General features: G+C 67.9%; 28 protein-coding genes. 20 read left to right on the plus strand and 8 right to left on the minus strand.

The genetic code is table 11. The annotated features are described in order from the left end of the window. Nucleotides 1–13: 13 nt before the first annotated feature. The 3 genes from BM249_RS04940 to BM249_RS04950 are packed head-to-tail and all read right to left on the minus strand — an operon-like array spanning nucleotide 14 to nucleotide 2,825. The gene (locus tag BM249_RS04940; RefSeq protein ID WP_091969543.1) at nucleotides 14–1,051 is read right to left on the minus strand and encodes a branched-chain amino acid ABC transporter permease; all 1,038 of its coding nucleotides are present in this window, start codon (nucleotides 1,049–1,051) and stop codon (nucleotides 14–16) included. 5 nt (nucleotides 1,052–1,056) lie between these two features. Further along, the gene (locus BM249_RS04945; RefSeq protein ID WP_091969545.1) at nucleotides 1,057–1,950 is read right to left on the minus strand and encodes a branched-chain amino acid ABC transporter permease; all 894 of its coding nucleotides are present in this window, start codon (nucleotides 1,948–1,950) and stop codon (nucleotides 1,057–1,059) included. After that, on the minus strand, nucleotides 1,947–2,825 hold the full coding sequence (locus BM249_RS04950) for an ABC transporter ATP-binding protein (RefSeq protein WP_091969547.1): 879 nt from the start codon (nucleotides 2,823–2,825) through the stop codon (nucleotides 1,947–1,949). Before BM249_RS04950 ends, BM249_RS04945 begins: the two co-directional genes overlap by 4 nt. Before the next feature lie 500 nt (nucleotides 2,826–3,325). Between BM249_RS04950 and BM249_RS04955 the strand changes: the two genes are divergently transcribed. The 6 genes from BM249_RS04955 to BM249_RS21925 all read left to right on the plus strand — a co-directional run bounded on the left by BM249_RS04955 (nucleotide 3,326) and on the right by BM249_RS21925 (nucleotide 8,014). Next, nucleotides 3,326–3,763, plus strand: a complete 438-nt coding sequence (locus BM249_RS04955) for a hypothetical protein (RefSeq protein ID WP_091969549.1) — start codon at nucleotides 3,326–3,328, stop codon at nucleotides 3,761–3,763. 185 nt (nucleotides 3,764–3,948) lie between these two features. Continuing rightward, nucleotides 3,949–5,952: an acetyl-CoA carboxylase biotin carboxylase subunit gene (locus tag BM249_RS04960; protein WP_091969726.1), complete on the plus strand. Its 2,004-nt coding sequence runs from the start codon at nucleotides 3,949–3,951 to the stop codon at nucleotides 5,950–5,952. 13 nt (nucleotides 5,953–5,965) lie between these two features. Beyond that, the gene (locus tag BM249_RS04965; protein ID WP_091969551.1) at nucleotides 5,966–6,397 is read left to right on the plus strand and encodes a gamma-glutamylcyclotransferase family protein; all 432 of its coding nucleotides are present in this window, start codon (nucleotides 5,966–5,968) and stop codon (nucleotides 6,395–6,397) included. Between the two features lie 58 nt (nucleotides 6,398–6,455). Beyond that, entirely contained in the window at nucleotides 6,456–6,734 is a 279-nt protein-coding gene (locus BM249_RS04970) for an acylphosphatase (RefSeq protein WP_091969553.1), read from the plus strand. Between the two features lie 78 nt (nucleotides 6,735–6,812). Then, nucleotides 6,813–7,547, plus strand: a complete 735-nt coding sequence (locus tag BM249_RS04975) for a DUF599 domain-containing protein (protein WP_091969555.1) — start codon at nucleotides 6,813–6,815, stop codon at nucleotides 7,545–7,547. A gap of 188 nt (nucleotides 7,548–7,735) precedes the next feature. Beyond that, nucleotides 7,736–8,014, plus strand: coding sequence for a DUF3253 domain-containing protein (locus tag BM249_RS21925; protein ID WP_244528599.1), 279 nt, complete (start codon nucleotides 7,736–7,738; stop codon nucleotides 8,012–8,014). Here BM249_RS21925 and BM249_RS04985 read toward each other — a convergent pair. From BM249_RS04985 to epmA, 3 genes are read right to left on the minus strand one after another with little or no spacing between them, the layout of a single operon-like run. Next, on the minus strand, nucleotides 7,954–8,805 hold the full coding sequence (locus tag BM249_RS04985) for a YdcF family protein (protein WP_091969560.1): 852 nt from the start codon (nucleotides 8,803–8,805) through the stop codon (nucleotides 7,954–7,956). The two genes, BM249_RS21925 and BM249_RS04985, sit on opposite strands and share 61 nt — an antisense overlap. A 39-nt stretch (nucleotides 8,806–8,844) precedes the next feature. Then, nucleotides 8,845–9,909, minus strand: coding sequence for a lysine-2,3-aminomutase-like protein (locus tag BM249_RS04990; RefSeq protein WP_091969728.1), 1,065 nt, complete (start codon nucleotides 9,907–9,909; stop codon nucleotides 8,845–8,847). Then, on the minus strand, nucleotides 9,906–10,955 hold the full coding sequence (epmA, locus tag BM249_RS04995; protein WP_091969562.1) for an EF-P lysine aminoacylase EpmA: 1,050 nt from the start codon (nucleotides 10,953–10,955) through the stop codon (nucleotides 9,906–9,908). The genes BM249_RS04990 and epmA overlap by 4 nt, the downstream gene beginning before the upstream one ends. A 226-nt stretch (nucleotides 10,956–11,181) precedes the next feature. Between epmA and efp the strand changes: the two genes are divergently transcribed. Continuing rightward, on the plus strand, nucleotides 11,182–11,748 hold the full coding sequence (gene efp / locus BM249_RS05000) for an elongation factor P (protein WP_091969565.1): 567 nt from the start codon (nucleotides 11,182–11,184) through the stop codon (nucleotides 11,746–11,748). A 6-nt stretch (nucleotides 11,749–11,754) separates the two neighbouring features. On the opposite strand, the gene BM249_RS05005 is transcribed toward efp, so the two are convergent. Further along, the gene (locus BM249_RS05005; protein ID WP_091969567.1) at nucleotides 11,755–12,783 is read right to left on the minus strand and encodes a heparan-alpha-glucosaminide N-acetyltransferase; all 1,029 of its coding nucleotides are present in this window, start codon (nucleotides 12,781–12,783) and stop codon (nucleotides 11,755–11,757) included. A 209-nt stretch (nucleotides 12,784–12,992) separates the two neighbouring features. On the opposite strand from BM249_RS05005, the gene BM249_RS05010 reads away from it, so the two are divergent. The 8 genes from BM249_RS05010 (at nucleotide 12,993) to BM249_RS05045 (ending at nucleotide 18,605) form a co-directional block, all read left to right on the plus strand. Next, nucleotides 12,993–13,577: a cold-shock protein gene (locus BM249_RS05010; RefSeq protein ID WP_244528592.1), complete on the plus strand. Its 585-nt coding sequence runs from the start codon at nucleotides 12,993–12,995 to the stop codon at nucleotides 13,575–13,577. A gap of 41 nt (nucleotides 13,578–13,618) precedes the next feature. Continuing rightward, nucleotides 13,619–14,086 carry a DUF192 domain-containing protein gene (locus BM249_RS05015; protein WP_425284791.1) on the plus strand — a complete coding sequence of 156 codons (468 nt, stop codon included), beginning with the start codon at nucleotides 13,619–13,621 and terminating at the stop codon, nucleotides 14,084–14,086. 130 nt (nucleotides 14,087–14,216) lie between these two features. After that, on the plus strand, nucleotides 14,217–14,702 hold the full coding sequence (locus BM249_RS05020; RefSeq protein ID WP_177232326.1) for a hypothetical protein: 486 nt from the start codon (nucleotides 14,217–14,219) through the stop codon (nucleotides 14,700–14,702). 153 nt (nucleotides 14,703–14,855) lie between these two features. Next, nucleotides 14,856–15,740, plus strand: coding sequence for a dienelactone hydrolase family protein (locus BM249_RS05025; protein ID WP_091969571.1), 885 nt, complete (start codon nucleotides 14,856–14,858; stop codon nucleotides 15,738–15,740). 170 nt (nucleotides 15,741–15,910) lie between these two features. Further along, nucleotides 15,911–16,378, plus strand: a complete 468-nt coding sequence (locus BM249_RS05030) for a response regulator (protein WP_091969573.1) — start codon at nucleotides 15,911–15,913, stop codon at nucleotides 16,376–16,378. A 130-nt stretch (nucleotides 16,379–16,508) separates the two neighbouring features. Beyond that, nucleotides 16,509–16,661 (plus strand): hypothetical protein, encoded by a 153-nt coding sequence (locus BM249_RS05035; RefSeq protein WP_244528593.1) that lies wholly within the window; start codon nucleotides 16,509–16,511, stop codon nucleotides 16,659–16,661. Nucleotides 16,662–16,768: 107 nt separating this feature from the next. Next, a complete protein-coding gene (locus tag BM249_RS05040) occupies nucleotides 16,769–17,956 on the plus strand; it encodes a dienelactone hydrolase family protein (protein WP_143103686.1) in 1,188 nt (395 codons plus the stop codon). Nucleotides 17,957–17,993: 37 nt separating this feature from the next. Further along, entirely contained in the window at nucleotides 17,994–18,605 is a 612-nt protein-coding gene (locus BM249_RS05045) for a glutathione S-transferase (RefSeq protein WP_091969577.1), read from the plus strand. Nucleotides 18,606–18,730: 125 nt separating this feature from the next. Here BM249_RS05045 and BM249_RS05050 read toward each other — a convergent pair whose 3' ends face one another. Continuing rightward, on the minus strand, nucleotides 18,731–19,912 hold the full coding sequence (locus BM249_RS05050; RefSeq protein WP_091969579.1) for an amidinotransferase: 1,182 nt from the start codon (nucleotides 19,910–19,912) through the stop codon (nucleotides 18,731–18,733). Nucleotides 19,913–20,122: 210 nt separating this feature from the next. Here BM249_RS05050 and BM249_RS05055 point away from each other — a divergent pair, with 210 nt between their 5' ends. The 5 genes from BM249_RS05055 to hpnK all read left to right on the plus strand — a co-directional run bounded on the left by BM249_RS05055 (nucleotide 20,123) and on the right by hpnK (nucleotide 25,534). Then, nucleotides 20,123–21,226: a flippase-like domain-containing protein gene (locus BM249_RS05055; RefSeq protein ID WP_091969581.1), complete on the plus strand. Its 1,104-nt coding sequence runs from the start codon at nucleotides 20,123–20,125 to the stop codon at nucleotides 21,224–21,226. Further along, nucleotides 21,217–21,828 (plus strand): MlaC/ttg2D family ABC transporter substrate-binding protein, encoded by a 612-nt coding sequence (locus tag BM249_RS05060; protein ID WP_091969583.1) that lies wholly within the window; start codon nucleotides 21,217–21,219, stop codon nucleotides 21,826–21,828. Before BM249_RS05055 ends, BM249_RS05060 begins: the two co-directional genes overlap by 10 nt. A 96-nt stretch (nucleotides 21,829–21,924) precedes the next feature. Then, complete coding sequence (gene hpnI / locus BM249_RS05065) at nucleotides 21,925–23,103, plus strand: bacteriohopanetetrol glucosamine biosynthesis glycosyltransferase HpnI (protein WP_091969584.1); 1,179 nt, start codon at nucleotides 21,925–21,927, stop codon at nucleotides 23,101–23,103. 57 nt (nucleotides 23,104–23,160) lie between these two features. Then, nucleotides 23,161–24,594 (plus strand): hopanoid biosynthesis associated radical SAM protein HpnJ, encoded by a 1,434-nt coding sequence (gene hpnJ, locus BM249_RS05070; RefSeq protein WP_091969586.1) that lies wholly within the window; start codon nucleotides 23,161–23,163, stop codon nucleotides 24,592–24,594. Between the two features lie 97 nt (nucleotides 24,595–24,691). After that, on the plus strand, nucleotides 24,692–25,534 hold the full coding sequence (gene hpnK / locus BM249_RS05075) for a hopanoid biosynthesis-associated protein HpnK (protein ID WP_091969589.1): 843 nt from the start codon (nucleotides 24,692–24,694) through the stop codon (nucleotides 25,532–25,534). Nucleotides 25,535–25,633 lie beyond the last annotated feature (99 nt).

A 25,633-nucleotide genomic window follows, 5' to 3' on the forward strand; every position in this document is an offset into this window, starting at 1 on the left:
GGGAATGAGGGAGTCAGGCCAGGCGACGGAGGCGGCGCACGGCGCGATCGAGGATGGCGCTGAGACCGGCGGGCTCGCGGATCAGGAAGGCGACGATCAGACCGCCGAGGGCGATGCGCTGACACATCTCGAGCGTCCCGGAGTCGAACCCGTCGCCGAGGATCGCCGCGCCGAACCGCGACAGCAGCAGCGGCAGGACGACGATGAGCCCCGCACCCAGGAAGGCGCCGCGCAAGGTGCCGAGGCCGCCGATGATGACGATGAACAGGATCTGGAACGAGCGGTCGAGGTTGAACCCCGTCGGTTCCACCGTGCGCAGGTAGGCGAAGGCCCAGAGGACGCCCGCGACGCCCACCACGAAGGAGGACAGGGCGAAGGCCAGCAGTTTGGTGCGCGCCACCCCGACGCCGATGACCCGGGCGGCGGTCTCATGATCGCGGACGGCGACGAAGTTGCGGCCCGTGGGCGAGGTGACGAGGCGCCAGGCCAGGACCGTCAGCAGCGTGACCACGGTCAGCGAGAACAGGTAGCGGCCGCGGGCATCCTCGAAGGACAGGCCGGCCATGACGAGGGGCGGCGCGGTGATGATGCCCGACGGGCTGTCGTTGGAAAGCCAGCCGAAGCGGTTGAGCACCCAGGCGACGAAGAACTGCACGGCCAGGGTCGAGACCGCGAGGTAGAAGCCGCGCAGCCGCAGGGCTGGCAGGCCCGCCACCAGCCCGGCGAGGGCCGCGACGAGACCGGCCAGCACGATGGTCACCGGCAAGGGCAGGAAGGGCAGGCGCAGCGACAGATTGAAGGCCGCGTAGGCGCCCAAAGCCATGAAGGCGGAGGATCCGAGGGAGAGCTGGCCGGCATAGCCGGTCAGAAGGTTGAGCCCGAGGCCCGCCAGCGACAGGGCCAGGAACGGCGTCAGGATCGCTTCGTAGAGGTAGCTGGTACCGACGAGGGGCACGATTCCGTAGGCGAGCACGAGGAGGAGGGCGACGCCGATGCCGGTGGCGGACGGGCGCGGCAGGACCTTGGCCCGGGGAGCGACGGTTGTGGTCATGGCGCTCAGACCCGCTCGACGCCGCGCACGCCGAAGAGCCCCGAGGGCTTCAGCAACAGGAAGCCCAGGGCCGCCACATAGGCGATCCAGCCCTCGATCCCGCTGCCGATGACGGGTCCGAGATAGACCTCCGACAGCTTCTCCACGGCGCCGACGATGAGCCCGGCGACGATGGCGCCGAGGATCGAATCGAAGCCGCCGAGCACCAGCACCGGCAGGGCCTTCAGCACCACCAGGGAGAGCGAGAACTGTACCCCGAGGCGCGCGCCCCAGAGCAACCCGGCCACGAGGGCGACGATACCCGACGCGATCCAGACCGCGGCCCAGACCCGAGGCAGGCGCAGGCCCGTGTTCAGCGCCGCCAGCGGATCGTCCGCCACCGCCCGGAAGGCGAGCCCGGTGCGGGTGTAGCGAAAGAACAGGGTCAGGACCGTCACCATGAGCCCGGCGACCGCCGCCGCGAACAGGTCGAAGCGGCTCACGAACACGCCGGCGATGTCGAGGGGCGTATCGTCGATGCCGAGATCGAGCCCGTGCACCTGCGTGCCCCAGGCGAGCTGGGCGCTCCCCTCGATGACGTAGGCGACGCCGAGGGTCGCCATGAACAGGGTGATCGGAGGCTGGTTGACCAGGGGACGCAGGACGGCGCGTTCGACGGCGAGGCCGAGGAGGGCCATGACCGCCAGGGTCGCCACGAGGGCTCCGACGAAGGGGATGCCCCGTTCCGTGAGGCTGACGAAGGTCAGCGCCGCGAACAGCAGCATCGCGCCTTGCGCGAAGTTGAGGACGCCGGAGGTCTTGTAGATCAGCACGAAGCCGATCGCCACGAGGGCATACATGACGCCGGACAGAAGCCCGCCGACCAGCACCTCGACGAGGAAGGCGAGATCGGGTGTCATGCCGCGACCTCATCGGCCGTGGCGCCGAGATAGGCGGCGATGACGGCGGGATTGGCCTGGATTTCACGGGGTGCCCCGAAGGCGATGCGCTGCCCATGGTCGAGGACGGTGACGCTGTCCGACAGGCTCATCACCACGCCGACATCGTGCTCGATCAGGACGATGGTGGCACCCGTCGCGTCGCGTACCGCGCGGATGTCGTCGCTCATCCGCTGCTTTTCCGTGGCGGTCATCCCGGCCATGGGCTCGTCGAGCAGCAGGAGGCGGGGCATCGGCGCCAAGGCTCGGGCGAGCTCGACCCGCTTCTGCACGCCGTAGGGCAGCGTACCGGCGAGCCTGTTGCGATATTCGTCGAGGTCGAGCAGGGCGATGACGGCCTCCGCCCGCTCCCGCAGAGCGCGTGCTTCGCAACGGGCTTGGGGAAGCCCGAGGATCTGCGCGCCGAGCCCGGCGGAGATGCGGTCGACCAAACCGGTGGTCACCGTCTCGAAGACCGTGAGCCCCCGGAACAGGGCCAGATTCTGGAAGGTGCGCGCCACCCCGAGGCGCGCCAGACGGCGCGTCGGCACACGGGCGAACCGATCCTCGCCGATCCGGATGCTGCCGGAATCCGGCCTGTAGAGGCCGCTGATCACGTTGATCAGGGACGACTTGCCGGCCCCGTTCGGCCCGATCACCGCATGGATCTCCCCCGCCCGGACCGACAGATCCACGGCATCGAGCGCCACGGTCCCGCCGAACCAGAGCGATACGGCTTCGACGGCCAGCAGCGGGACGTCCCTCGCGGCGATACGCGGCTGAAATCCCGGATGCACTGAACCGACGGGGAAGGATCGTGACCGATCGACGAGATGCGGCCGAAGAACGAAGTTCATGATGATCGAGGCTCTTCCCAGGCCGAAAGTCTGTATCGACGTCAGGGGCGAAAGCTATGACGCCTAGAAACCCAAATGCCTGAGCGGCCATGGATTCATAAGGCCGCTCACTTGAAAAATTTGCTCGACAAATACGCTCCCGTCAAAAGAATAAGTAGCTTTATTTAGGGGAACGATGCGGCAATCATTCCACCCAAAGCGTGATCGACAGACACATTCTACTGAAGGCCGCTCCAGGCAGCCCCCAACGGATGGGACGACGGCGGAACGGATCGTCGACGCCGCGCCTCACCGGTTCCGCGAACCCACGTCTCCAACGAGCGGCGGAGGCCGGCCGACCGGCTCTGGACATCTTTCGATAAGTCTCATTCGTGAGCAGGCTTTAACCTGAACGTCGATTCAGATTTGGCCGTTAACCGCTTGAAGCCTCCTCGCCCGCATAGTCCAACCATAGACACGAACACAGGCCGGCCAAGATGAAGCCGGGGAGGTATCAAGCCATGATCAACCATTCGCTTCAGCTCTTCTGTAACCGTATTGTCGCCGCCGCTCGCCTCACCGCCGAGGACGTCCGGACTCTCGCCCGGGATATCCTGCCCGACGGCCTGACCAGCCGGGACGACGCCGACATGCTCATCGCCCTCGATCGGGCCGTGCGGGCGATCGATCCGAGCTTCGGCCACTTCCTGAGCGCCGCCGTGGTCGATTTCACCGTCTGGGGCGAGCGGCCCACGGGCACCATCGACGCCGCCACGGCCCGGTGGCTCGCCGCATCCCTCGGCAACGGCATCGGTCCGACGCAACTCGCCGGCCAGATCGCCCAGGCGGTGGTGCGCGAGGCCCAGATCTGCGACGAGGCCCTCATCGCCTTCGCCTTGTTCGCCAACCGCCGCCGCGCGGTCGAATCCGACGCCGTGGAATACCTCGCCGCGGCCTGAGCCCGGACCCGCCCGAAGAGGCTGCCCCGGCTCCGGATCGCGACCGGGGGAGGGGGGCCAAGGGGAAGAAACCCCGTCACGCACAGCCGGTCAGCTTTCCGAAGCCGGAGAACTGCTTTAACGGGAATGAGCTTGGGCGTTCCGTGCGCCTCCGACCCTTCCTGACCGACCAGAGTGCCGGACCGATGTTCGAGAAGATCCTGATCGCGAACCGTGGCGAGATCGCCTGTCGCATCATCAAGACCGCCCGCCGCATGGGCATCAAGACCGTGGCGGTCTACTCGGATGCCGACCGTGATGCCGTTCACGTCGCCATGGCGGACGAGGCCGTGCATATCGGCCCGGCGCCCGCCGCGCAGTCCTACCTGCTCATCGACAAGATCATCGACGCCTGCAAGCAGACCGGCGCCCAGGCCGTGCATCCCGGCTACGGCTTCCTCTCCGAGCGCGAGGCGTTCCCGCGCGCCCTGGAGGCCGCCGGCATCGTGTTCATCGGCCCCAACCCCGGCGCCATCGCGGCCATGGGCGACAAGATCGAATCGAAGAAGGCCGCCTCCGCCGCCAAGGTCTCGACGGTGCCGGGCTTCCTCGGCGTCATCGAGTCGCCCGAGCACGCCGTCACCATCGCGGACGAGATCGGCTACCCGGTGATGATCAAGGCTTCCGCCGGCGGCGGCGGCAAGGGCATGCGCATCGCCTATTCCTCCGACGAGGTCGCCGAGGGCTTCGCCCGCGCCAAGTCCGAGGCCGCCTCGTCCTTCGGTGACGACCGGGTGTTCGTGGAGAAGTTCATCACCGATCCGCGCCACATCGAGATCCAGGTGATCGGCGACAAGCACGGCAACGTGATCTACCTCGGCGAGCGTGAGTGCTCGATCCAGCGCCGCAACCAGAAGGTCATCGAGGAAGCCCCGTCGCCGCTCCTCGACGAGGAGACCCGCCGCAAGATGGGCGAGCAGGCCGTGGCCCTGGCCAAAGCGGTGAACTACGACTCCGCCGGCACGGTGGAGTTCGTGGCCGGCCAGGACAAGTCGTTCTACTTCCTGGAGATGAACACCCGCCTGCAGGTCGAGCATCCCGTTACCGAGATGATCACCGGCCTCGACCTCGTCGAGCTGATGATCCGCTCGGCCTACGGTGAGGCGCTGCCCCTGACGCAGTCGGACGTGAAACTCAACGGCTGGGCCGTCGAGAGCCGGGTCTACGCCGAGGATCCCACCCGCAACTTCCTGCCCTCCATCGGCCGCCTCACCACCTACCAGCCGCCCGTCGAGGGCGAGTTCGGCGGGGCGATCGTCCGCAACGACACCGGCGTGGAGGAGGGCGGCGAGATCGCGATCCACTACGATCCGATGATCGCCAAGCTCGTCACCTGGGCGCCGACCCGCGCGCAGGCCATCGAGTCCCAGGGCGAGGCCCTCGACGCCTTCGCCATCGACGGCATCCGCCACAACATTCCGTTCCTCGCGGCCCTGATGGCGCATCCGCGCTGGCGCTCTGGCAACCTCTCCACGGGCTTCATCGCCGAGGAATTTCCCGAGGGCTTCTCCGCGCCCGAGCCGAAGGGCGAGGTCGCCCAGGTCATGGCGGCGGCGGCGGCGGCCATCGATCACAAGCTCAACCAGCGCAAGCGCGGCATCTCCGGCCAGATGCGCGACCCGGCCCTGCTTCACTTCGAGCGCGACCGCGTGGTCGTCCTCGCCGGCGAGTCCTATCCCGTCACCGTTGATTCCGTGGGCGGCACCCTCGTGGTCACGGATTCGGACGGCAAGACTTGGCCGGTGCAGAGCGATTGGCGGCCGGGCGAGCCCGTGTGGCAGGGCGAGGTCGCCGGCAAGCGCGTGGCGATGCAGGTGCGCGGCGTCCTCAATGGCGTCGCCCTCCAGCATGCGGGTGCCGCGGCGGAAGCTCGCGTCTACACCCGCCGAGAGGCCGAACTCGCCGCCCTGATGCCCGTGAAGGTCGATGCCGGCGCGGGCAAGCAGGTGCTCTGCCCGATGCCGGGCCTCGTCAAGGCGATCCTGGTGAAGGAAGGCCAGGAGGTGAAGAGCGGCGAGGCCCTGGCCATCGTCGAAGCGATGAAGATGGAGAACGTGCTCCGCGCCGAGCGCGACGCCACCGTCTCCAAGATCGCCGCCAAGGAAGGCGACAGCCTCGCCGTCGATGCAGTGATCCTCGAATTCGCCTGAGGTCGAGCGGCCCGTGCCGCTCTACTTCGCCTACGGGGCCAACATGGACGCGGCCGCCATGGCCGCGCGCTGCCCCGGCTCGCGCCTGATCGGGCAGGGACGGCTCAACCGCCACCGCTTCATCGTCATGCGCGAGGGCTACGCCTCGGTGGTGCGCGATCCGCGCGCCACCGTGTGGGGCGTGGTGTGGGATCTGGCGCTCGCAGACGTGCCCGCCCTCGACCGCTACGAAGGCGTGGCGGGCGGCCTCTACACCAAAGCCTACCAGCCCATCACCCTCCAGGGCGGCGCCAAGCGCGCCCTGATCTATCTCGGCGGCAGCAGCGCCCCCGGGACGCCCCGGCCCGGCTATCTCGAAGCGGTCCTGGCGGCGGCCAATGCCGCACAGCTTCCTTCGGTCTACATCGCCGAACTGCGCGGCTGGTTACGGGGGCGGGTGGCCTGACGACCGCCCAGGGACGGATCGTGCGCGCGACGAAACGACAGGTTTTGGGGGGTTCGACGTGAGCCGAATTCGAACCGTCGAGGTCAACATCCATGGACGCGTCCAGGGTGTCGGTTACCGCGCCTGGACCAAGTCGCAGGCCGAGCGCCTCGGCCTGTCGGGCCACGTCCGCAACCGCGCCGACGGCACCGTGGCGGCGATCTTTTCGGGAGAGACCGAGGCCGTCGCCGTCATGCTGGACGCCTGCCGGAAGGGTCCGCCGGGCGCGCGGGTCACCGACATCGTCGAGCGCGAGGGCACGAGACCGGAGGCGGGCTTTCAGATCCTGCGGGACTGATACTGCGGGCCGGGACCGCCCCTGGACAGGCACCGCCCGTCCGCGTTAGCGCCGGATCGGTCACGATCGGCCGGCATCATGGCGCACCCGATGATCACGGCGGACTTCTCCTTCCTCGATTTCGCGGCCCTGTGCTTCTTCGTGGCGGCCTGGGCCGGCTACGGCATGGCGGTCCAGCGGATGCGGGGCCGGCGCACGAGCCTCAGCCAGATCATGAACCGGCAACGGGAAATCTGGGCGCAGCAGCTCATCCACCGCGACAACCGGGTGGTGGACACCACCATCAACGCCTCCCTGCAGAACGGCACGGCGTTCTTCGCCTCGACCTCCCTCATCGCGCTCGGCGGCGTGCTCACCCTGTCGCGGTCGGGCGACGATGTCCTCACCCTGTTCGGCGCCCTGCCGTTCGGCGCCATCGCGACGCGCACCACCTGGGAGATCAAGGTCGCGGGCCTCGCCATCGTGTTCGTCTATGCGTTCTTCAAGTTCTCGTGGGCCTACCGGTTGTTCAATTACGGCTCGATCCTCATCGGCACGGTCCCGCCCAAGGGCTCCGAGGCCAGTCTGGCGGACATGGAACGGGCGGCGCGGCGCGCCGCCGCCATGAACATCGCGGCCGGCTCCCACTTCGCGCGGGGGCAGCGGGCGTTCTTCTTCGCGCTCGCCTATCTCGGCTGGTTCGTGAGCCCGGTCCTGCTGTTCGTCACCACCACGGCGGTGGTCTGCGTGATGTGGCGACGTCAGTTCAGTTCGAAAATCCGCGCCGCCCTCCTGGCGCAGGACGACGGGACAGGGCAGGGGTTCGAACCATGACCAATCCGAAGAAGCCCCCCGCCAAGACCTCCGCCGCCCGGGCCGCCGCCCAGGCGCCAAAGGGCAAGAAAACCGGCGACAAGAAAACCGGCGACAAGCAGCCGGCCGGGAAGCCGGAGGCGAAGACCCCTCCGCCTCCGAAGGCAACGCCGCAAGCTGCGGCGCGGAAGGGGCCGAGTGAAGACCTCATCGCCGAGACCATCCTGCGCCTTCTCGAGCAACGCGGCCCCGGCAAGACGGTCTGTCCCTCGGAAGTCGCCCGCGACATCGGCGGCTCCCAGCCCGAGGTGTGGAGCCCGATGATGCAGCCCGTGCGCCGCATCGCCGTGCGCATGACCAAGGCGGGTCAGATCGCCATCCTGCGCAAGGGCAAGCCCGTAGAGGACGTCGACGATTTTCGCGGCATCTACCGGTTGGCGCTTCCGTCCGCGGCCGCCGACGAGGGCACGGAGTCCGACGAGGTCTGAGGACTGGGCAGCCACGCCTCGGTGTAGCCGGCCAAGCGATAGGCCAGGAGGCCGACCCACTCCTTCGTCGTCAGGTCGAGGAGCGTGAGCCCATCTGACGCGAAGCCGTTTAACCGGACTGCGTCGGCCGGGCCGGCGGTCCGGTAATCCACGGGATAGGCCTGCACGGTGAAGCCGGCGGCGCGAAAGCACCCGACGGCGCGGGGCATGTGCCAGGCCGAGGTCACGAGGAGCCAGCGTTCGCCCGGCTTCGGTTTCACCATGTCGGCCGTGAAGGCCGCGTTCTCGTGGGTGTTGCGCGAGCGGTCCTCCAGGATGAGGCGGGTGCGCGGGAGGCCGAGGGTCTCGGCGGTGCGCCCGACGATCTCGGCTTCCGAGACGTTGCCCTGCTTCAGACTGCCGCTGCCGCCGGTGAAGACGAGGCGGGCCTGCGGATAGCGCCGGGCGAGGTCGGCTAGGGCGATCTGGCGCTCGCCGGCATCGTTCACGACGAGTTGGTCCCGCGCCGCCGACAGGCGCGTCTCGATGGCGCCCCCGAGGACGATGATACCGGCGACGGGGGTTCCGTCGTCGACGAATTGAGGAAACCTCTCTTCGAGGGGAAGGGCGACCCAGAGGGCGAGGGGGGAGAGACCGCCCGCCAGAAGCCCCAAGCCCGCCGCAAGGACCAGCCCGCCCCCGGCCCGCCGCCAGCGCCCGAGCACGAGGAGCGCGCCCAGGACCGCGGCGAGGATCATCGCGTTCGAGGGGGTGATGCAGAAGAAGATCAGCTTCGAGAGCGGGAAGAACATGACGTCGCGGGGACCTTCGGGCGGGGGACGCGAGCGGCGTCAGACCGGTTTCGGTGGATCGATCGGCGCGGGCGGATAAGCATGAAGCTTGCCGTGCGGGTCCTCGACTTGCCAGCCTTGCGCCGTGGCGCGCAGGTAATCCGGCCCCACCGGGACCTTCCCGTGACCGCCGGGAATATCGAGGACGTAGAGGGGCTGGGCGAGACCGGAAAGCCGCCCGCGCAACTGGGTCATCAGGGCACGCCCCTCGGCGAGATCCGTGCGCAGATGACCGGTGCCGGGAGCGAGGTCGCCGTGATGGAGGTAGTACGGCTTGATCCGGTGCTCCACGAAGGTTCGCATCAGGAGCCCGAGGGTCTCGGCCTCGTCGTTGACCCCGGCGAGCAGGACCGTCTGGCTCACGATCGGGATCCCGGCATCGACGAGACGGGCGATGGCGCGGGCCGCCGCCGGGGTGAACTCCCGCGGGTGGTTGGCGTGCAACGCCACGAACACGGCGCCCTCGAACGCCTTCAGGGCGGCCACGAGGCCGTCGGTGACGGCAGCGGGATCGACCACGGGCACACGGGTGTGAAACCGCAGCACCCGTACGTGTGGAATCGCCTGGAGAGCGGCGGCGATCCGGGCGAGGCGCCGGGGCGAGAGCGCGAACGGATCGCCGCCCGTGACCACCACTTCCCAGATCTCCGGCCGCCCGGCGATGTAGGCGAAGGCCGCGTCGAGTTCGGCCTCGGTCAGGGTCCCGAGGCCCTCGGGGCCGACGCGCTCACGACGGAAGCAGAACCGGCAATAAACCGGGCAGACATGGAGGGGCTTCAAGAGCACCCGGTCGGGGTAGCGGTGGACGAGGCCGGGCAGGGGGCTGTGAGCGTCGTCGCCGATGGGGTCGGCCGCCTCCTCCGGCACCGTAGTCAACTCCTCCGCCCGGGGCACGAACTGCCGAGCGATGGGATCGTGCGGGTCCGCGATGTCGATGAGGTCCACGAGATCGGGCGTCACCGACACGGCGTAGCGGGCGGCCACCGCCTCCAGGGCGGGGAGGGCGGCCGATCCGACGAGGCCGGCCCGCACGAGATCGGCGGGGCTCTTCAAGGGCCGGTTCAAGACCGTTCCCCGGCCACGGGCGTCCATAGGACATCCTCGATATGGCGCGCCCCGACACAGAGCATCACCAACCGGTCGAGGCCCAGCGCGATGCCGCTGGCCTCGGGCATGATGGCCAGGGCGTCGAGGAATGCGTCGTCGATGGGATAGCGCTCGCCGTAGACCCGCTCCTTCTCGTCCATTTCGAGGACGAAGCGGCGACGCTGCTCGGCCGGGTCCGTGAGCTCGCCGAAGGCATTGGCGAGTTCGACGCCGCAGGCATAGAGCTCGAACCGCTCGGCCACGCGGGGGTCGCGGGCGCTCGGACGGGCGAGGGCGGCTTCGCTCACCGGGTACTCGCACAGGATGGTGGGGCGACCGAAACCGAGGCCGGGCTCGATGCGGGCGACGAGGACGCGGCTGAACAGGTCGGCCCAGGTGTCGTCGGGTGCCACCCGCAGGCCAATCTCGGCGACGGCCGCCGCCAGCCCGTCGCGATCCGTCGTCCCGTCCGGCGCCACGGTGGCGAGGAGATCGATTCCGATCCGCCCGAATGCTTCGGCCAGGGTCAGCCGTTCGAACGGCGCGAACGGATCGGATTCGCGGTCGCGATAAACCAAGCGGCGCATACCGGCGGTCTCTGCGGCGAGCGCCAGGATGTCGGCGCAATCCTGCATGAGCCGGTCGTAAGCCTCGCCCGCCCGGTACCATTCGAGCAGGGTGAACTCCGGATGATGCAGGGGGCCGCGCTCGCGGTTTCGGAACACCCGGGCGAAGCTCACGATCCGGCGCTCGCCCGCCGCCAGCAGGGTCTTGCAGGCGAATTCCGGCGAGGTGTGGAGGTAGAGCGGGCGGGCGGCGCCGTCCTCACCGAGGATCTGCGTCGCGAAGGCCGACAGATGCGCCTCGTTACCAGGCGACACCTGAAGGCAGGCCGCCTCGACCTCGATGAAATCCCGCGTCGCGAAGTGCCCGCGCAGGGCGGCGGTGATGCGGTTGCGCGCCATCAGGGCCGGGCGCCGGTCGGCGTGGCGGTCCGGATGCCACCAGGGGGAGGGAGCGATCATCGGCCGGGGCATATCACGGGGCGCCCGAGGCCTCCACGCCCCGCGCGGTTCTCAAAGTCCCGCCCCGCGAGGATTCTCGAAAGTCCCGCGCGGCGCCTCGAAAGTCCTGTGGCTGGCAACGGAGCCACGGATAGGGTAGTGGCGAACCCACGATGTCGTCCCCGCGGCTCCGAACCGCGCCGGGGCGACCGACCCGTTTCTCGAGATACGAACAGGACCTGACCCCGTGAAGGTGATCGCCTCTACGCTCCGCAAGGGCAACGTCGTCGACAAGGATGGCAAGCTCTACGTCATCCTGACCGTCGAGAACATCCACCCGGGCAAGGGCACCCCGGTGACCCAGCTCGACATGCGCCGCATCACCGATGGCGTGAAGGTGTCGGAGCGCTACCGGACCACCGAGTCGGTCGAGCGCGCCTTCGTCGAGGACCGGGAGCACACCTTCCTGTATGAGGACGGCGAGGGCTTCCATTTCATGAACCCCGAGAGCTACGAGCAGGTGCTGGTGCCGAAGGACGTCGTCGGCAGCGCCGCCCCCTACCTGCAGGAGGGCATGGCCGTGATGCTGTCGATCCACAACGACGTTCCGCTCACCGTCGAGCTACCGCAGCGCGTCATCCTCGAAATCACCGAGACGGAGCCGGCCATGAAGGGCCAGACTGCGTCCTCGTCCTACAAGCCCGCCATCCTGTCGAACGGCGTGCGCACCGCCGTGCCGCCGCACATCGCCGTCGGCACCCGCGTGGTGATCATGACGGAAGACGGTTCCTACGTGGAACGCGCCAAGGACTAATCCGCCTCAAGGGGCGGGGGCGGTCCCCTCGGCGGCCTCGTAGCAGCCCTGCGACAGGGCTTGCGCTTGGGCTCGCTCCGCCACCGTGAACGTCCGCTGGGACTGCGCCCACAGGCCATCCCGGCGGAAGGCCCCGACGACGCAGCGCGCGGCCACGCGGCAGGCTCCGACCTCGCCCCCGGTCCCAACGCAAGTGCGGGCATAGAGGGCCCGGAACTCCGCTTCACCGGCGCGCGGATGCGGCCCCGTGAGGGCGACGATTCCCGAGAACACGGCGAGCAGCACGGGCTGGTGAATCAGGTAGACGGCGAGGCTGTGCCGACCGGCCGCGGCGACCATTCTGCCCGGCCGCGACGTCGCCCGCCAGCATCCGAGGCCCGAGGCCGCCAGACGTGGCAGGCCGAGGCGCCCAACGCCGATTCCCAGCAGGACCAAGCCGAACCACGGAAACAGCGGCACGTAGTCGTTCGTCTGGGGCACCATCCTGCCGAGTCCGAGGAAGAACAGGCCGGGCGCGTCGAGGAGACCACCGCCGGTCGGAGCGGGCGCAGCCATGAGCAAAGGCGGCGCCGCGATGATCGAAGCCGCGCCCATCGCCACGAGGGCGACGGGGACGAACAGGAAAGGCAGGGCCAGCACGCTCGATACGGCGATGCAATGCAGGATGCCGAAGAACACGTAGCTGTCCGGAAACAGCGCATAGGTGGCCGCCGTCACCGCGAGGGCGGCCCCGCCGATGCGAGCGAACCGAACCACCACGGCCTGGCGCCGGATGCCACCACCATGGACGAGGACCAATCCGATGCCGACGAGCACCAGAAAGCTCCCAGCGATCCCATGCGCGGCGCCCTTGCCCAGGGGTGAGAGGGCATAATTCTCAGGCGTGAGACGCAGGAAGCCGAGATCCCACGTGGCGTGGTAGAGGGCCATCGCCCCCAGGGCGACGCCCCGCGCGACATCGAGGGCATCGATCCGGCCGGTGGCGCGGACCGGTCCGGAAGCGGTCGCGGAGAGATCTGGATCGGGGGACGCCATGGGCCGGACCTAGCATCGATCCGACGCCCCCGCGATCCCCTGTGGCCTCCGCACCCATGTGCCGAACAATACGGCACGGATCGATCCCCGCACCCATCAATTGGGCTTCCTCAGAGTCACCACTTCGTTAATCTCTGTTGGGAATCGCACCGCGTGATTCGGAGTGGGTTGCTTACATGTCGGACGATTTCGGGCCAGGGTCGAGCGGGATGCGTTCGACCGGGGATCATTGGGACACGCGCACGGGCGAGGAACCGAGCGGAGAGACCCAGCGTCCGCTCGACCTCGTCGAGGTCGCCGGCCGCATCAAATGGTTCGATGTCGCCAAGGGCTTCGGCTTCATCGTCCCCGACGATGGATCGGCGGACGTCCTTCTCCACATCACTTGCCTGCGCCGCGACGGTCATCACTCCGCCAGCGAGGGCGCACGCATCGTCGTCGAGGCCACGGAACGGCCGCGTGGCTGGCAGGCGTTCCGGGTGATCTCCCTGGATCAATCCACCGCCCTGCATCCCTCCGAACTGCCGATGCCGCGGACACATGTGAGCGTCACGCCGACGAGCGGCCTGGAAACGGCGGTTGTGAAGTGGTTCAACCGCCTGCGCGGGTTCGGCTTCCTCAGCCGGGGCGACGGCACGCCCGACATCTTCGTGCATATGGAGACGCTTCGTCGCTACGGTATCGCCGAACTCAAGCCCGGCGAAACCGTTCTCGTGCGCTACGGCGATGGCTCGAAGGGGACGATGGCGGCGGAAGTGCGCTTTCCCGACGGCGCGTTGCCCGCCTCGCACTGACCCCCAGCCTCTCCCGAGGCCCATGAACAACGAGTTCCGCGTTGACCTATTTGACCACCGGCCTGCGCGCGCTCTGCGCCCTCCTGTTGCTCGGCCTTTCCGCCCTCGCGGAGGACGCGGCCTCGGGGCCGACGGAGCCTCTCACCATCGTCGCCCGCACCGGACGCCATACCTTCGCCGTTGAGGTGATGCGCACCGATGCCGAGCGTTCGCGCGGCCTGATGTACCGGCGGAGCATGGCACCCCAGCACGGCATGCTGTTCGACTTCCAAGCCGTCGCCCCCGTGGCCATGTGGATGAAGAACACTTACCTGCCCCTCGACATGGTGTTCATCCGCGCGGACGGGACCATCGCGCGGGTGGCGACGGGGACCGAACCCCTGTCGACGAAAGTCATCCTTTCAGGCGAGCCGGTGCTGTCCGTGCTCGAACTGAATGCCGGCACGGCGGTCCGTCTCGGTATCCATAAAGGAGATCGCGTGGAGCACGCACTGTTCCGGAAGCCATAGGGCGAACCACCGAACGCAACGAGAACATCGCTTGACGCGCGCCATCAATCGGCACAATGTTCCCTCAATGTTCTAGACGACTCGCGGGTCCCGAATCGGTGTGACCCGTTCGACGCCGATGAGGGGCATCATGATCGAGCTGCATCCGGACGACATCCGCGCGACGGTAGTGCCGTTGTTCCAGAACGCCGAATGGACCGTCCTTCCCGACGGCCTGGAACACCGCGCGAGCGGGTACTTTATCGACCGGGACGTCATCGGGATGCGCCGGGGCGACCTGTGGGAATGGCCCCTTCAACTCGCCGAGAAGAGTTGGTGCCGTCCGCTTCCCCTGCGTGAGGCGTTCGTTGCCGCCTTGAACGCCTTCGCGATCCCCCGCGATGCGAACCTGGCGGCTTCATTCGCCACCGGCTTCGGTCTGAAGGCCGGTCCGGGCTCCGTAAAGGCGGCGGACGACTTCGTGATCCTTGGCGATGTGCTTCGTCCGAAAAGGCAGACGTCGAATGCCGTGCGCAAGCGGGCTTCCGCCTCAGAGGGGCGGGTTTCAGGTCGCGGCGGCAGGCTGTCGGCGCCCCAACGCGCCGCGGACGTGAGCGGTCAACGCGCGGCCCTCTAAAAGCGCCTCATAGAACGCCCGCTCCTGGACGGTTCTCACCCTGAAAGCGACGGTGCAGCGGGCGTTTTGTGAGAGACACGAAGACCAGCGTCGCTGGCGAAGATTTGCCCTCCGATCTCCTGGCCCTAGATCAGCCCGGCATCGGAGGGCACCATGGAACATCGAGACGACGGAACCCGTCCCCTGGGCGGCCTCGACGGTCTTCAAACCGCTCCGCTTTCGCGACGCGGCTTCGTCATGACGAGCTTGATGACCGGGCTCACCCTCGCCACACCCTCCGTCTCCGCTCAGGCGATTCAGACGGATGGGGCCGGACTCGTGGCGGGCGAAGTCCATATTCCGGCACGCGACGGTCCGATGCCGGGATACCGCGCCATGCCGGAGGGGGCGGGTCCCTTCCCGGTGATCCTCGTCATCGAAGAGATCTTCGGCGTCCACGACTACATCAAGGATGTCTGCCGACGCCTCGCCAAGGCAGGCTACTGCGCCGTGGCGCCCGAACTCTACGCCCGCGAGGGCGATCTCTCGTCCATGACGGACGTCAAGACGATTCTCCGCGACGTCATCGCGAAGACACCCGACGCCCAGTGGATCGCCGACCTCGACGCCGCCGCCACCTGGGCGGTCGCGGCTTCGAACGGCGACGGGGCGCGCCTCGCGACCATGGGCTGGTGCCGGGGCGGGCGCGGCGTCTGGCTCTACGCCGCCCATCGCCGCGACCTGAAGGCGGGCATCGCATGGTACGGCCCCCTCGGCGGCGAGCGTACCGACATTCAGCCGCGCACGGCCGGCGATGTCGCCGGGGAGATCAATGCCCCGATCCTCGCCCTCTACGGTGGCGCCGATACCGGAATCCCCGTGGCCTCCGTGGAAGCGGCGCGCGATAGGGCAAGGGCCGCCGGCAAATCCGTCGATCTCGTGGTCTATCCCGACGCACCGCACGGCTTCCACGCCGATTACCGCCCGAGCTATCGCGCCGCTGCGGCGGAAGACGGTTGGGCGCGAGCCCTGGCTTTCCTCAAGGCGAAGGCGATGTGAAACGAAGTTTTGGCGGCGGCAGGACGGGACAGAGTGCGGCATGTTTGCTGCATTGTCCAAAAAAGCGCGAAGATCCGTATCCGTAGGAACGACACATTCCCCGGCTAGTTCAACGATCTGGCAATACGAGGATCGGCCCGCCATCCCGGCTTGAAGAGCGTTCCGTACCCATGAGTGCTGCACCTTCGTTGGACGCACGCCCCGTCATCCTCGTCGTCGAGGACGAGCCGGATGAGCGCTATCTCGCCGCGGAATTGCTGGAAGAAACCGGCTTCCAAGTCATCGAAGCCGAAACCGCCGAACGGGCCCTGGCGATTCTTCAGGATCGCGCGGACGAAGTGAGCGTCGTGTTCTCGGATGTGCGTACGCCCGGCCCCATCGGCGGTTTCGAACTGGCGCGGATCATCGGCGTGACCTGGCCACGGGTGCGTGTCCTGCTGACATCGGGCGATGCGGGCGATCAGCCGAGCGATCTAAGGATGTCCGCCACCTTCATCCCCAAGCCCTGGCGGGCCGCCGATATCCTCGCCTGGGTCCAGGAGGCGGCAGGGCGTTCGGGGGGAGCGGATGGCGGCCCCGACGTGATCGTCTCGACCATGCCCGGCGCAAAAATTATTGTCGGCGGCGTGGAAACTTGAGCGGGCCGACCCGTTGAAAAGACTCTAGCGTACGGAACCGCTCCCCGGAGCGGGTGAGACAACTATGCCGGATGACCACCGACCCTCAGCCTCAAGGAGTTTTCCCTACACGTCCTTCGACGAGACGGCGATGCTCACACGCATCGGCAGCGATCTCAGGGACCTCTATGGCAATGTCGAGGATGCGGCCCTTCCCGGCAACCTCATGCGCTTGGCGAGCCTGATCGACGAGCGACGCAACCCCGGCGGGAAAAAGCGAGATCGGAATTCCGGCGCTGCGTGACCGATGCAGGGCGGGGGAGCGTCTTCCCCGGCATCGCGCGCGCGCAGCGATCTGCTATGTGTGGCCATCGGTCCGCTGCCGTTCCGAAACCGCCCGCCGAGCACATCATGCACCTGAACTTCCGCCCCGGCTTCATCGCCGCCTGCCTATGCACCTTGGGGGTCCTGCAGGCCCCCGCGCTGGCGGCGGCGCCGCCGGTTCAGCCCATGGAGGGACCAGGCGGGCTGGGCGATCGGACAGTGACCATCGTCAAGCGCGGCATCGGGCGTGCCGCCGCATCGAGTTTCGTCTTCTACAGATCCGATGACGCGCCAGCGGAGGGCCGCCCCGTGGCGGTCTTCATCCATGCCTGGGGCGCCCCCAATCCCCAAGCCTACGGTGCCTGGATCGATCACCTCGCCCGGACCGGCTACCTCGTGATCTTCCCGCGCTTTCAGGAGCTCAACCGGACCCGACCGAGCGACGCCACGGCCAACGCCGAACGCCTGCTCAAGGCGGCGTTCGCGGAACTGGCGAGCGACACGGAGGCGAGGCCGGACCCGAAACGCGTCGCCCTCATCGGCCACCTCGCCGGCGCGCCCATCGCCGCCAACATCGCGGCGGATGCGGCCGCGGAGGGGCTCCCCGTGCCGCGCCTCGTCTTCGCGATCATGCCGGGCGGCATCGCGAGCGATGCCAAGGCGCGCGGTATCGTTCTGCGTGACCTCTCGAAGATCGCCCCCGAAACCCTCGTCGTGACGATGATCGGAGACCGGGATGCCCGCGCGGCGGATCTCGCCGCCCGACGTCTCCTGCGCGAATCCAGCGCCGTGACGCCGGAGCGCAAGCTGTTCCTGCGCGCCCTGTCCGACGATCACGGTTTCCCGTCGCTCACGGCGACCCTGGCTTCGCCGGCCGGCGCCGATCCGGCCTATGACGGCGGCGCCCTGAAGCTTCCGCCCGAACCGCCGAGGGACCCGAAGCAGCCGGCGCCCGCCTTCAAATGGACGCCCGACATGGCCCTGACGGGGGAGCAAACCACCCTGGTGGCACAGATCAACAACGCCCGGACCGACAGCCTGGATTATCTCGCCTATTGGAAGAGTTTCGACCTCGCGGCCTCGGCGGCCTTCGCCGGGGCCGATGCGCAATCGCTGAAGGCCAATCCGCGCCTCGGCGACATGGAGCGCTGGGGCGATGGCTGGCCGGTCAAGCGCCTCGTCGTCGAGACGCCGCGCCTGACACCGCCCCCGGTCCCCGTGGCCACTCAGCCGACGCCCGCGGCGGCGCGGCCCAAGCCTCAGCGTCGGCCCTAAGTCGCTCTACGGTCCCTCAGAGACGGTCGCCCGCCCGATGAAGCTATTCCATTCCCCCTTCTCGCCGTTCGTCAGGAAGGTCACGGTCGTCGCCGACGAACTGGGCCTCGCCGAACGCATCGAACTTCTGCCGAGCGCGGCTCATCCAACCCAACGCGACGCCACCATCCGCGCCCTGCATCCCCTGGCGCAGGTCCCGACTCTGATCACCGATGAAGGGATCGCCCTCGCCGATAGCCGCGTCATCTGCGAGTACCTCGATGCCCTGGGCGGCGGTGGGGTGTTCCCGCCGTCGGGGTCTGCCCGCTGGATCGCCCTCGGCGACCAGTCCACGGCCGACGGCCTCCTCGATGCCGCGCTGTTGCTTCGCTACGAACTCACCGTGCGGACGGAGGGCGAACGCTCGGCCGCCTGGATCGCCGGGCAGACGGCCAAGATCGAGGGCGTTCTCGACAGTTTCGAGGCTGGCGTGGGCACGCTGGCGAACCGGGTCGACATCGGCACGATCACGGTCGCCTGCGCGCTGGGCTACCTCGACGTGCGCTTTCCCGATCTCGCCTGGCGGCGACGCGCACCGGCTCTCGGCGCCTGGGCGGACGGCTTCGCCGAGCGCCCGTCCCTGCGAGCGACGAAGCCCCCGGCGGCCTGACAGAACGGCAACGATCGGCCAACGCACCAAAGAAAAGGCTCGGCGCGCCGATCGCACGCCGAGCCTTTTCTATACAGCCTCCCGAAGGCCGGAAGACCGGCATTCGGAACCATGTCTGGGAGATCCTAGAAGTAGGATTTCAGCGTCCCACGGCGGCGCACGTCGAGGGTGGCGCAGTGGAACGAGCCGCCGAACGGACCGTAGGACAAGAACGGCGCCGGGATCGGATCGAAGCCCCAATCCTTCAGGGCCTTGATCAGGGTCGGCTGGCTCTGGTCGACGACGATCTTCTTCTCGTCGATGGCGAGCACGTTGATCGAGGTCCAGGGCGAGCACATGGAGATCTTGCTCATGAAGCCCTCGACGGGGTCGGGACGCGGGGCGATGAGCACGTCCCACTTCTTGAGCACGGCCGGCAGCTTCTCGACGTCGATGTAATCCGGGTTCACCAGCACCTTCCCGGGGGCGAGCGGCATGAACGACGAATCGATGTGCATCGGCTGCGGGCAGCGGCTCTCGATCTCGTGGATGCGGAAGCCCGGGCCGAGGTGGCGGCGCAGCCACTCGATGCCCATGAGGTTCGTGACGTTGGAGCGGGTCACGAAGATGTCGCGGCCGCAGCGCACGAAATCGGCGGCGTCGAACACCGGCTCGAACTCGTTGACGGTGAACTGCATCGGCTCGCCGGCCTTCAGGTTCGGCACCCGGTAATCGTAGTTGTAGAGGTCGTCGGTGAGCTGCGGACGCGGCGCGGACGTCCACCGCGCGCCATTGCGGAAATATTCCTTGAACAGCGAGCGGTAGGCATCGCCCTCGAAGTAGCGCGAGCGCCAGCACATGGGGCTCTCGATGATCTCGTCACCGATGACGAGATACGGGTCGCGCGGGCAGGCGACGCAGAAGCCGCGCGAGGACCAGCGGGGAGCCCGGAACTTCTTCGAGAAATCGACGCTGTCCGGGCGGCGGATCTTCACACCTTCGCCGGCCAGAATCGCGATGAAGTTGTCCAGCTCCTTCTGAGCGAGCTTCTTCATAAACTTCGGGTAGCGGAAGCCCGAGGCGAACCGATAGAACGGCTGGGCCGCGCGCGGCAGGTTGAAGATCACCGTGAGGTGGTGTGTCGGAATGGTCGCACCGTCAAGACTTCCGACGATGACCTCCTCCAGGGGATCCCATTCGTTCCAGGCCATGACCGGGGATTGCGGCTTGGGCGTTCCCGGCGCGCCGAAGGCGGACGCCGCGTAGCGATCGCCACGCCCATCCTGATCGACGGCCTCACCCGCCGTGATGTGTGATTCGCGGTCCATGATCCCGGTCCCCTGTCGCGCGTCCTGCGGCTTGATTTCGAGGCGTTTGCCCCCGTGCCGCTTTGAGCCGCACTGTGTCTCTCGGGTGATAGACAACGGTTCCCAAAGCTGCAACTTCCGACGACGTTCTTCGCTTCCGGCGGTCTTCTGCTCCGGAATCACGGCGGGATTTCAGCAGAGATCGGCCGAACCCACGTCCGAAAGGGGACCATGAAGCGTTTGACGACATTGGCCCTGATCGTCGGTCTCTGCACGGTCATCGGCCTGTTCCTGTCCTCGGGCCTCGAAGACGTTGCAAGCGCCGTCGTCAGCGCCGGGTGGGGTGCCCTCGTCGTCGTGGTCGCGCGCGCCGTGGCGGTGGCCTGGGCGGGTCTCGGCTGGTTCGTCGTCTTCCCGCGCCTCGAGCGCCCGTCCTTTCGCGATTGCGTCACCCTGCGGTTCGTCCGCGAGGGCATCAACACCCTGTTGCCCGTGGCGCAGGTCGGTGGCGATTTCGTCGCCGCCCGGCTCCTGACCAAGCGCGGCGTCTCGGGCGGCGTCGCCGGCGCCAGCATGTTCGTGGATCTGATGACCCAGGCGGTCACCCAGTTCCTGTTCACCGTCGCGGGCGTGGCGCTTCTGGCGTGGCTCGCCGGGGACGGTCCCATCGTCCGCACCGTGGCGGGCGGCCTCGTGGTAGCGGCTCCGGCACTGGCGGCCTTCTACCTCATCCAGCGCCGCAGCGGTCACAAGATCATTCAGGCCATGATCAGCCGCTTCGCCGGATCGCGCGAGTGGCGGGCGCTCGGCGCCATCGACGTGCTCTACGACGCCTTGAAGCGTCTTTACGGCAACCACGGCCGGGTGGCCGGCGGCATCGGCATCCACCTCGTGGGCTGGCTCATCGGCACCATCGAAGTCTACGTCTGCCTGCATTTCATGGGCTATCCCGTGAGCTTCGTCGAAGCCGTGGTGATCGAGAGCCTGGCGCAGGCGGTGCGCGGCGCGGCCTTCGCGGTTCCGGGCGCCCTCGGCGCGCAGGAAGGCGGCCTCATTGCCCTCTGCGCCATCTTCGGCATCCCGGCGGAGGCGGCCCTGGCCCTCTCCCTCGTGAAACGCCTCGCCGATCTCCTCGTCGGCGTTCCCGGCCTGCTGGCTTGGCACGCCCTCGAAGGCAGAACCGGTCCGACCCCCGGGAAGGGAGAGGCGGTGTCCCCCCTCCACGGCGCCCCCCTGCAAGGCGCGCCCGTCGTGGTTCCCTACGTCAGCGATCGCGGCGGCTCCCTCCTGCGGACCGCCGAGGGCGATCTCGGGGAGCTGAAGCAATGCGCCTGATACCCGTCCTCCGTGCCGGCCTCGTCGCCGGTCTGCTCTCGGCGGGCCTCGCCGCGCGCGCCGCCGACGACCCGGCGGTGCGCACGGTCCGCACCCTGTATGGCAGCTTCACGGCCGCCCTGAAGGCCAGTCCTGGCGACGTGGGGGCCAGAGCCGCCGCCATCGGTCCGACTCTGGCCGAGACCATGGACTTTCCCGCCATGGCGCGAATCGCCGTGGGGCCGAAATGGCAAGGTTTCACCCCGGAGCAGCAGGCGGCCCTTACGGAGACCTTCGGCCAATACTTCACCGCCACCTACGCGACCCGCCTCGCCCAGGCTGCCGGCGGCACCTTCACGGTGAAGCCGGGGGTGGAAACGCGCGGAGAGAACCGTTTGGTCCAGAGCGAGGCCACCAACGCCGAGGGCGATTCCTCGCAGGTGGACTACCTCGTCGGACAAACCGGGCGCATCCGAGACGTCTATCTCAACGGCGACGTCAGCGAGATCGCGGTCCTGCGCGGCACCTTCGCCGACCCCCTCAAGGCCGGCGGCGCCGACGAATTGTTGAAATTCCTGCGGGAACGTACGGCCGGGATGCTTGCCGCCAAACCAACGCCTTAGAGTCCGGTCACATCGCGCCAGACCACCGACGTAACGACCTTCGCGCCGCTCCCCTCGCGGCACTCTCACGAGCCCCGTGACCGAGCGACGCCCCCCATGGACCTGATCTGGCTCTCGCACCTGCTGTTGCTGCTCGCGCTGGCGGGCTGCGCCTACGGCCTCGTCGCGGCGACCCTGGCCGGCCGCTTCGCCCGGAGCCCGGCGCCGATCCTCGCGGGTACGGCACCGTCGGTGACGATCCTCAAGCCGCTCTGCGGCATGGAGCCGAACCTTTACGAGAACCTCGAGACATTCTGCCAGCAGACCTATTCCGGTCCCGTGCAGATCGTGTTCGGTGTTCAGAACGCCGCCGATCCGGCGATCGCCGTCGTGCATCGTCTCGCGAAAGCTTATCCGGCCCTGCGCCTCGACCTCGTGGTCGATGCCCGCCAGCACGGCTCCAACCGCAAGGTCTCGAACCTTATCAACATGTCGGCCGCCATCGCCCACGACGTCGTGGTCCTGGCCGATAGCGATATGGTGGTGAAGCCGGATTACCTCGCCCGCGTCGTCGCCGAGTTGAGCCAGCCCGGCGTCAACGGCGTCACCTGCCTGTACCACGGCGTGCCGGCCCATCGCGGCATCTGGGCCCACCTCTCGGCGCTGGCCATCGACGTGCAATTCTTGCCCAACGTCGTGATGGGAACCGCCCTGGGGCTCGCCAAGCCCTGCTTCGGCTCGACCATCGCCTTCACGGCGCAGGCCCTGACCGAGATCGGAGGCTTCGAAGCCTTCCGGGACGATCTCGCCGACGACTACGCCATCGGTGAAGCCCTCCGGGCCAAGGGCGGACTCGTGGCGATCCCGACCTTCACCATCGGGCACACCTGCGTGGATACGGACCTGTCAGGCCTGTGGAGCCACGAACTGCGCTGGAACCGCACCATCCGCAACGTCGATCCGGCGGGTTATGCCGGCTCCCTGGTGACCCACGCCTTCCCGCTCGCCCTCATCGGCGCCCTGATCCCCGGTGCCGGCGAGACCGGCCTCGCGGTGGCGGCCTTCGCCCTGGCCTGCCGCATCATCCTGTGCCTGCGCCTGGAGCGGGCCTTCGGCCTCGCGCCGCACCCGTATTGGCTGTTGCCGATTCGCGACATCCTCTCGTTCATGAACTTCTCCTGGAGCTTCGTCTCCGGTGCGGTGACATGGAAGGGCCACGATTATCGGGTGGTTGCGGATGGCACATTGATCCCCGAGCGAAGCCTCGGCCACGATGCTGGCGCATCCTCGCTCTGATCTTCGCTTTTAGCGTCTCGCCCGCCCCCTTCTCTTCTCGCTGAGGCCTTGAACCCCATGCGCACCCTCTTCCTGCAGGCCCCTACCTTCGACGGCTTCGACGGCGGCGCCGGCTCCCGCTACCAGGCCAAGCGCGAGATCAAGTCGTTCTGGTACCCGACCTGGCTCGCCCAGCCGGCCGCCCTGGTGCCGAACTCGAAGCTCATCGACGCTCCGCCCCACAACATCAAGCTCGAAGAGATCGTGGCCCAGGCGAACGATTTCGACCTCGTGGTGCTCCACACCTCGGTGCCGTCGTTCAAATCCGACGTGAAGACCGTCGAGGCGCTGAAGGCCGCCAACCCGAAGCTCATCGCGGGCCTCATCGGCGCCAAGGTCGCCGTCGACGCGGAAGGTTCCATGGCGCAGGCGCCCTGCATCGACTTCTGCGCCCGGAATGAATTCGACTTCACCGTCAAGGACGTCGCCGACGGCGTTCCCATGTCCGAGATCAAGGGCCTGTCCTACCGGGATTCCAACGGTGTCGTGATCCACAATCCGGATCGCGAGATCATGACCGATATGGATCAGCTTCCCTTCGTCACGAGCGTGTATAAGCGCGACCTCGAAATGGAGAAGTACTTCATCGGCTACCTCAAGCACCCGTACATCTCGTTCTATTCGGGGCGGGGCTGCAAGAGCCGCTGCACCTTCTGCCTGTGGCCGCAGACCGTGGGTGGCCACACCTATCGCACCCGCTCGGTCGCGCACGTGATTGAGGAGATCAAGTACTGCCTGAAAGAATTTCCGCAGACGAAAGAGTTCTTCTTCGACGACGACACCTTCACGGACAACCTGCCGCGCGCCGAGGAGATCGCCCGCGAACTCGGCAAGCTCGGCGTGACCTGGTCGTGCAACGCCAAGGCCAACGTGCCGCGTGAGACCCTGAAGGTCTTGAAGGAGAACGGCCTGCGCCTGCTCCTCGTCGGTTACGAATCAGGCAACCAGCAGATCCTGAACAACATCAAGAAGGGTATGCGCGTCGAGGTGGCCGAGCGGTTCACCAAGGATTGCCACGACCTCGGCATCGCCATCCACGGCACCTTCATCGTCGGCCTGCCGGGCGAGACCAAGGAGACGATCCAGGAGACCATCGCCTTCGCCAAGCGGATCAACCCCCACACCATCCAGGTGTCGCTGGCGGCGCCCTATCCGGGCACGTTCCTGTACAAGCAGGCGGTCGAGAACGGCTGGCTCGACGTCGAGAATGCCGAACTCGTCGACGAGAACGGCGTGCAGATCGCCCCGCTGCATTATCCGCACCTGTCGCATTCGGAAATCTTCAGCGCGGTCGAGGAGTTCTACAAGAAGTTCTACTTCCGGGCTCCGAAGATCGCTTCCATCGTCTCCGAAATGGTGCGCTCGCCCGACATGATGAAGCGGCGCCTGCGCGAGGGCGTGGAGTTCTACCGCTTCCTCAAGGAGCGTCAGGGCACCGCCAAGGCCGCCTGAGGCCCTTTCATCTCATCATAAGTGCGGCCGGGCCCGAACGCCCGGCCGTTTTGCGTTCTGCCGGGCTCCTTCCGGCATCAGACGACGGAGGACGCGCGTGAAACGGCTGGTGGTGACGGCGGACGATTTCGGTCTCAGCCTCGCGGTCAACGAGGCCGTCGAAGCGGCGCACCGGGAGGGGATTCTCACGGCCGCGAGCCTGATGGTCTCCGCTCCCGCCGCCGCCGATGCCGTGGCACGGGCCAAGCGCCTGCCATCCCTGCGGGTCGGCCTCCACCTCGTCATGGTCGAAGCGTGGCCGACGCTGCCGGCCGCCGAGCTACCCGACCTCGTCGGTGCGGACGGCCTGATCCGCAGCGACATGGGCCGGCTCGGCCTGGACCTCGCGATGAAGCCGACGGCGCGGCACCAGCTCGCCGCCGAGATCATCGCGCAGTTCGAAGCCTACCGGGCGACGGGCCTCGCCCTCGACCACGTCAACGCCCATAAGCATTTTCACGTGCATCCGCTCATCGCCGGTGCCGTCCTGTCCATCGGCCGTCGCTACGGGATGCGAGCCTTGCGTGTCCCGCGCGAGCCCCGCGCCGTCCTGCGCGCCGCCGAGGCGGGAGCCGCGCCGAAGCCGGCCCTCGACAGTGCCCCCTGGGCCGCCCTGCTGGCCGTGCGGGCCCGACGGGCCGGGCTGCTGATCCCCGACCGGACCCTCGGACTCGCCTGGTCCGGGGCAATGACGCCGGCCCGTGTCGCGGGCCTGGTGAAGCACCTGCCGAAGGGTCTGACGGAACTCTACACCCATCCGGCCACGGGCGGCGGGTTCCCCGGTGAAGCACCCGGTTACGCCTATGCGGCCGAACGCGACGCCTTGATCGCCCCCGCCACCCTCGCCGCCTTCAAGGCATCGGGGGCGATTCGTGGGGGCTTTTCGGATTTCGCGGACTGAACACTCTTCGGGTCCCTGTCCCGCAGAGCTGAAAAACGGATGCTCCGATAGGGCTTGATCTGACCGGTCCCCGATCCTCTCCCTTCGCGCAAGCCGAAC

Source organism: Methylobacterium gossipiicola, from assembly GCF_900113485.1.
GTDB lineage: Bacteria > Pseudomonadota > Alphaproteobacteria > Rhizobiales > Beijerinckiaceae > Methylobacterium > Methylobacterium gossipiicola.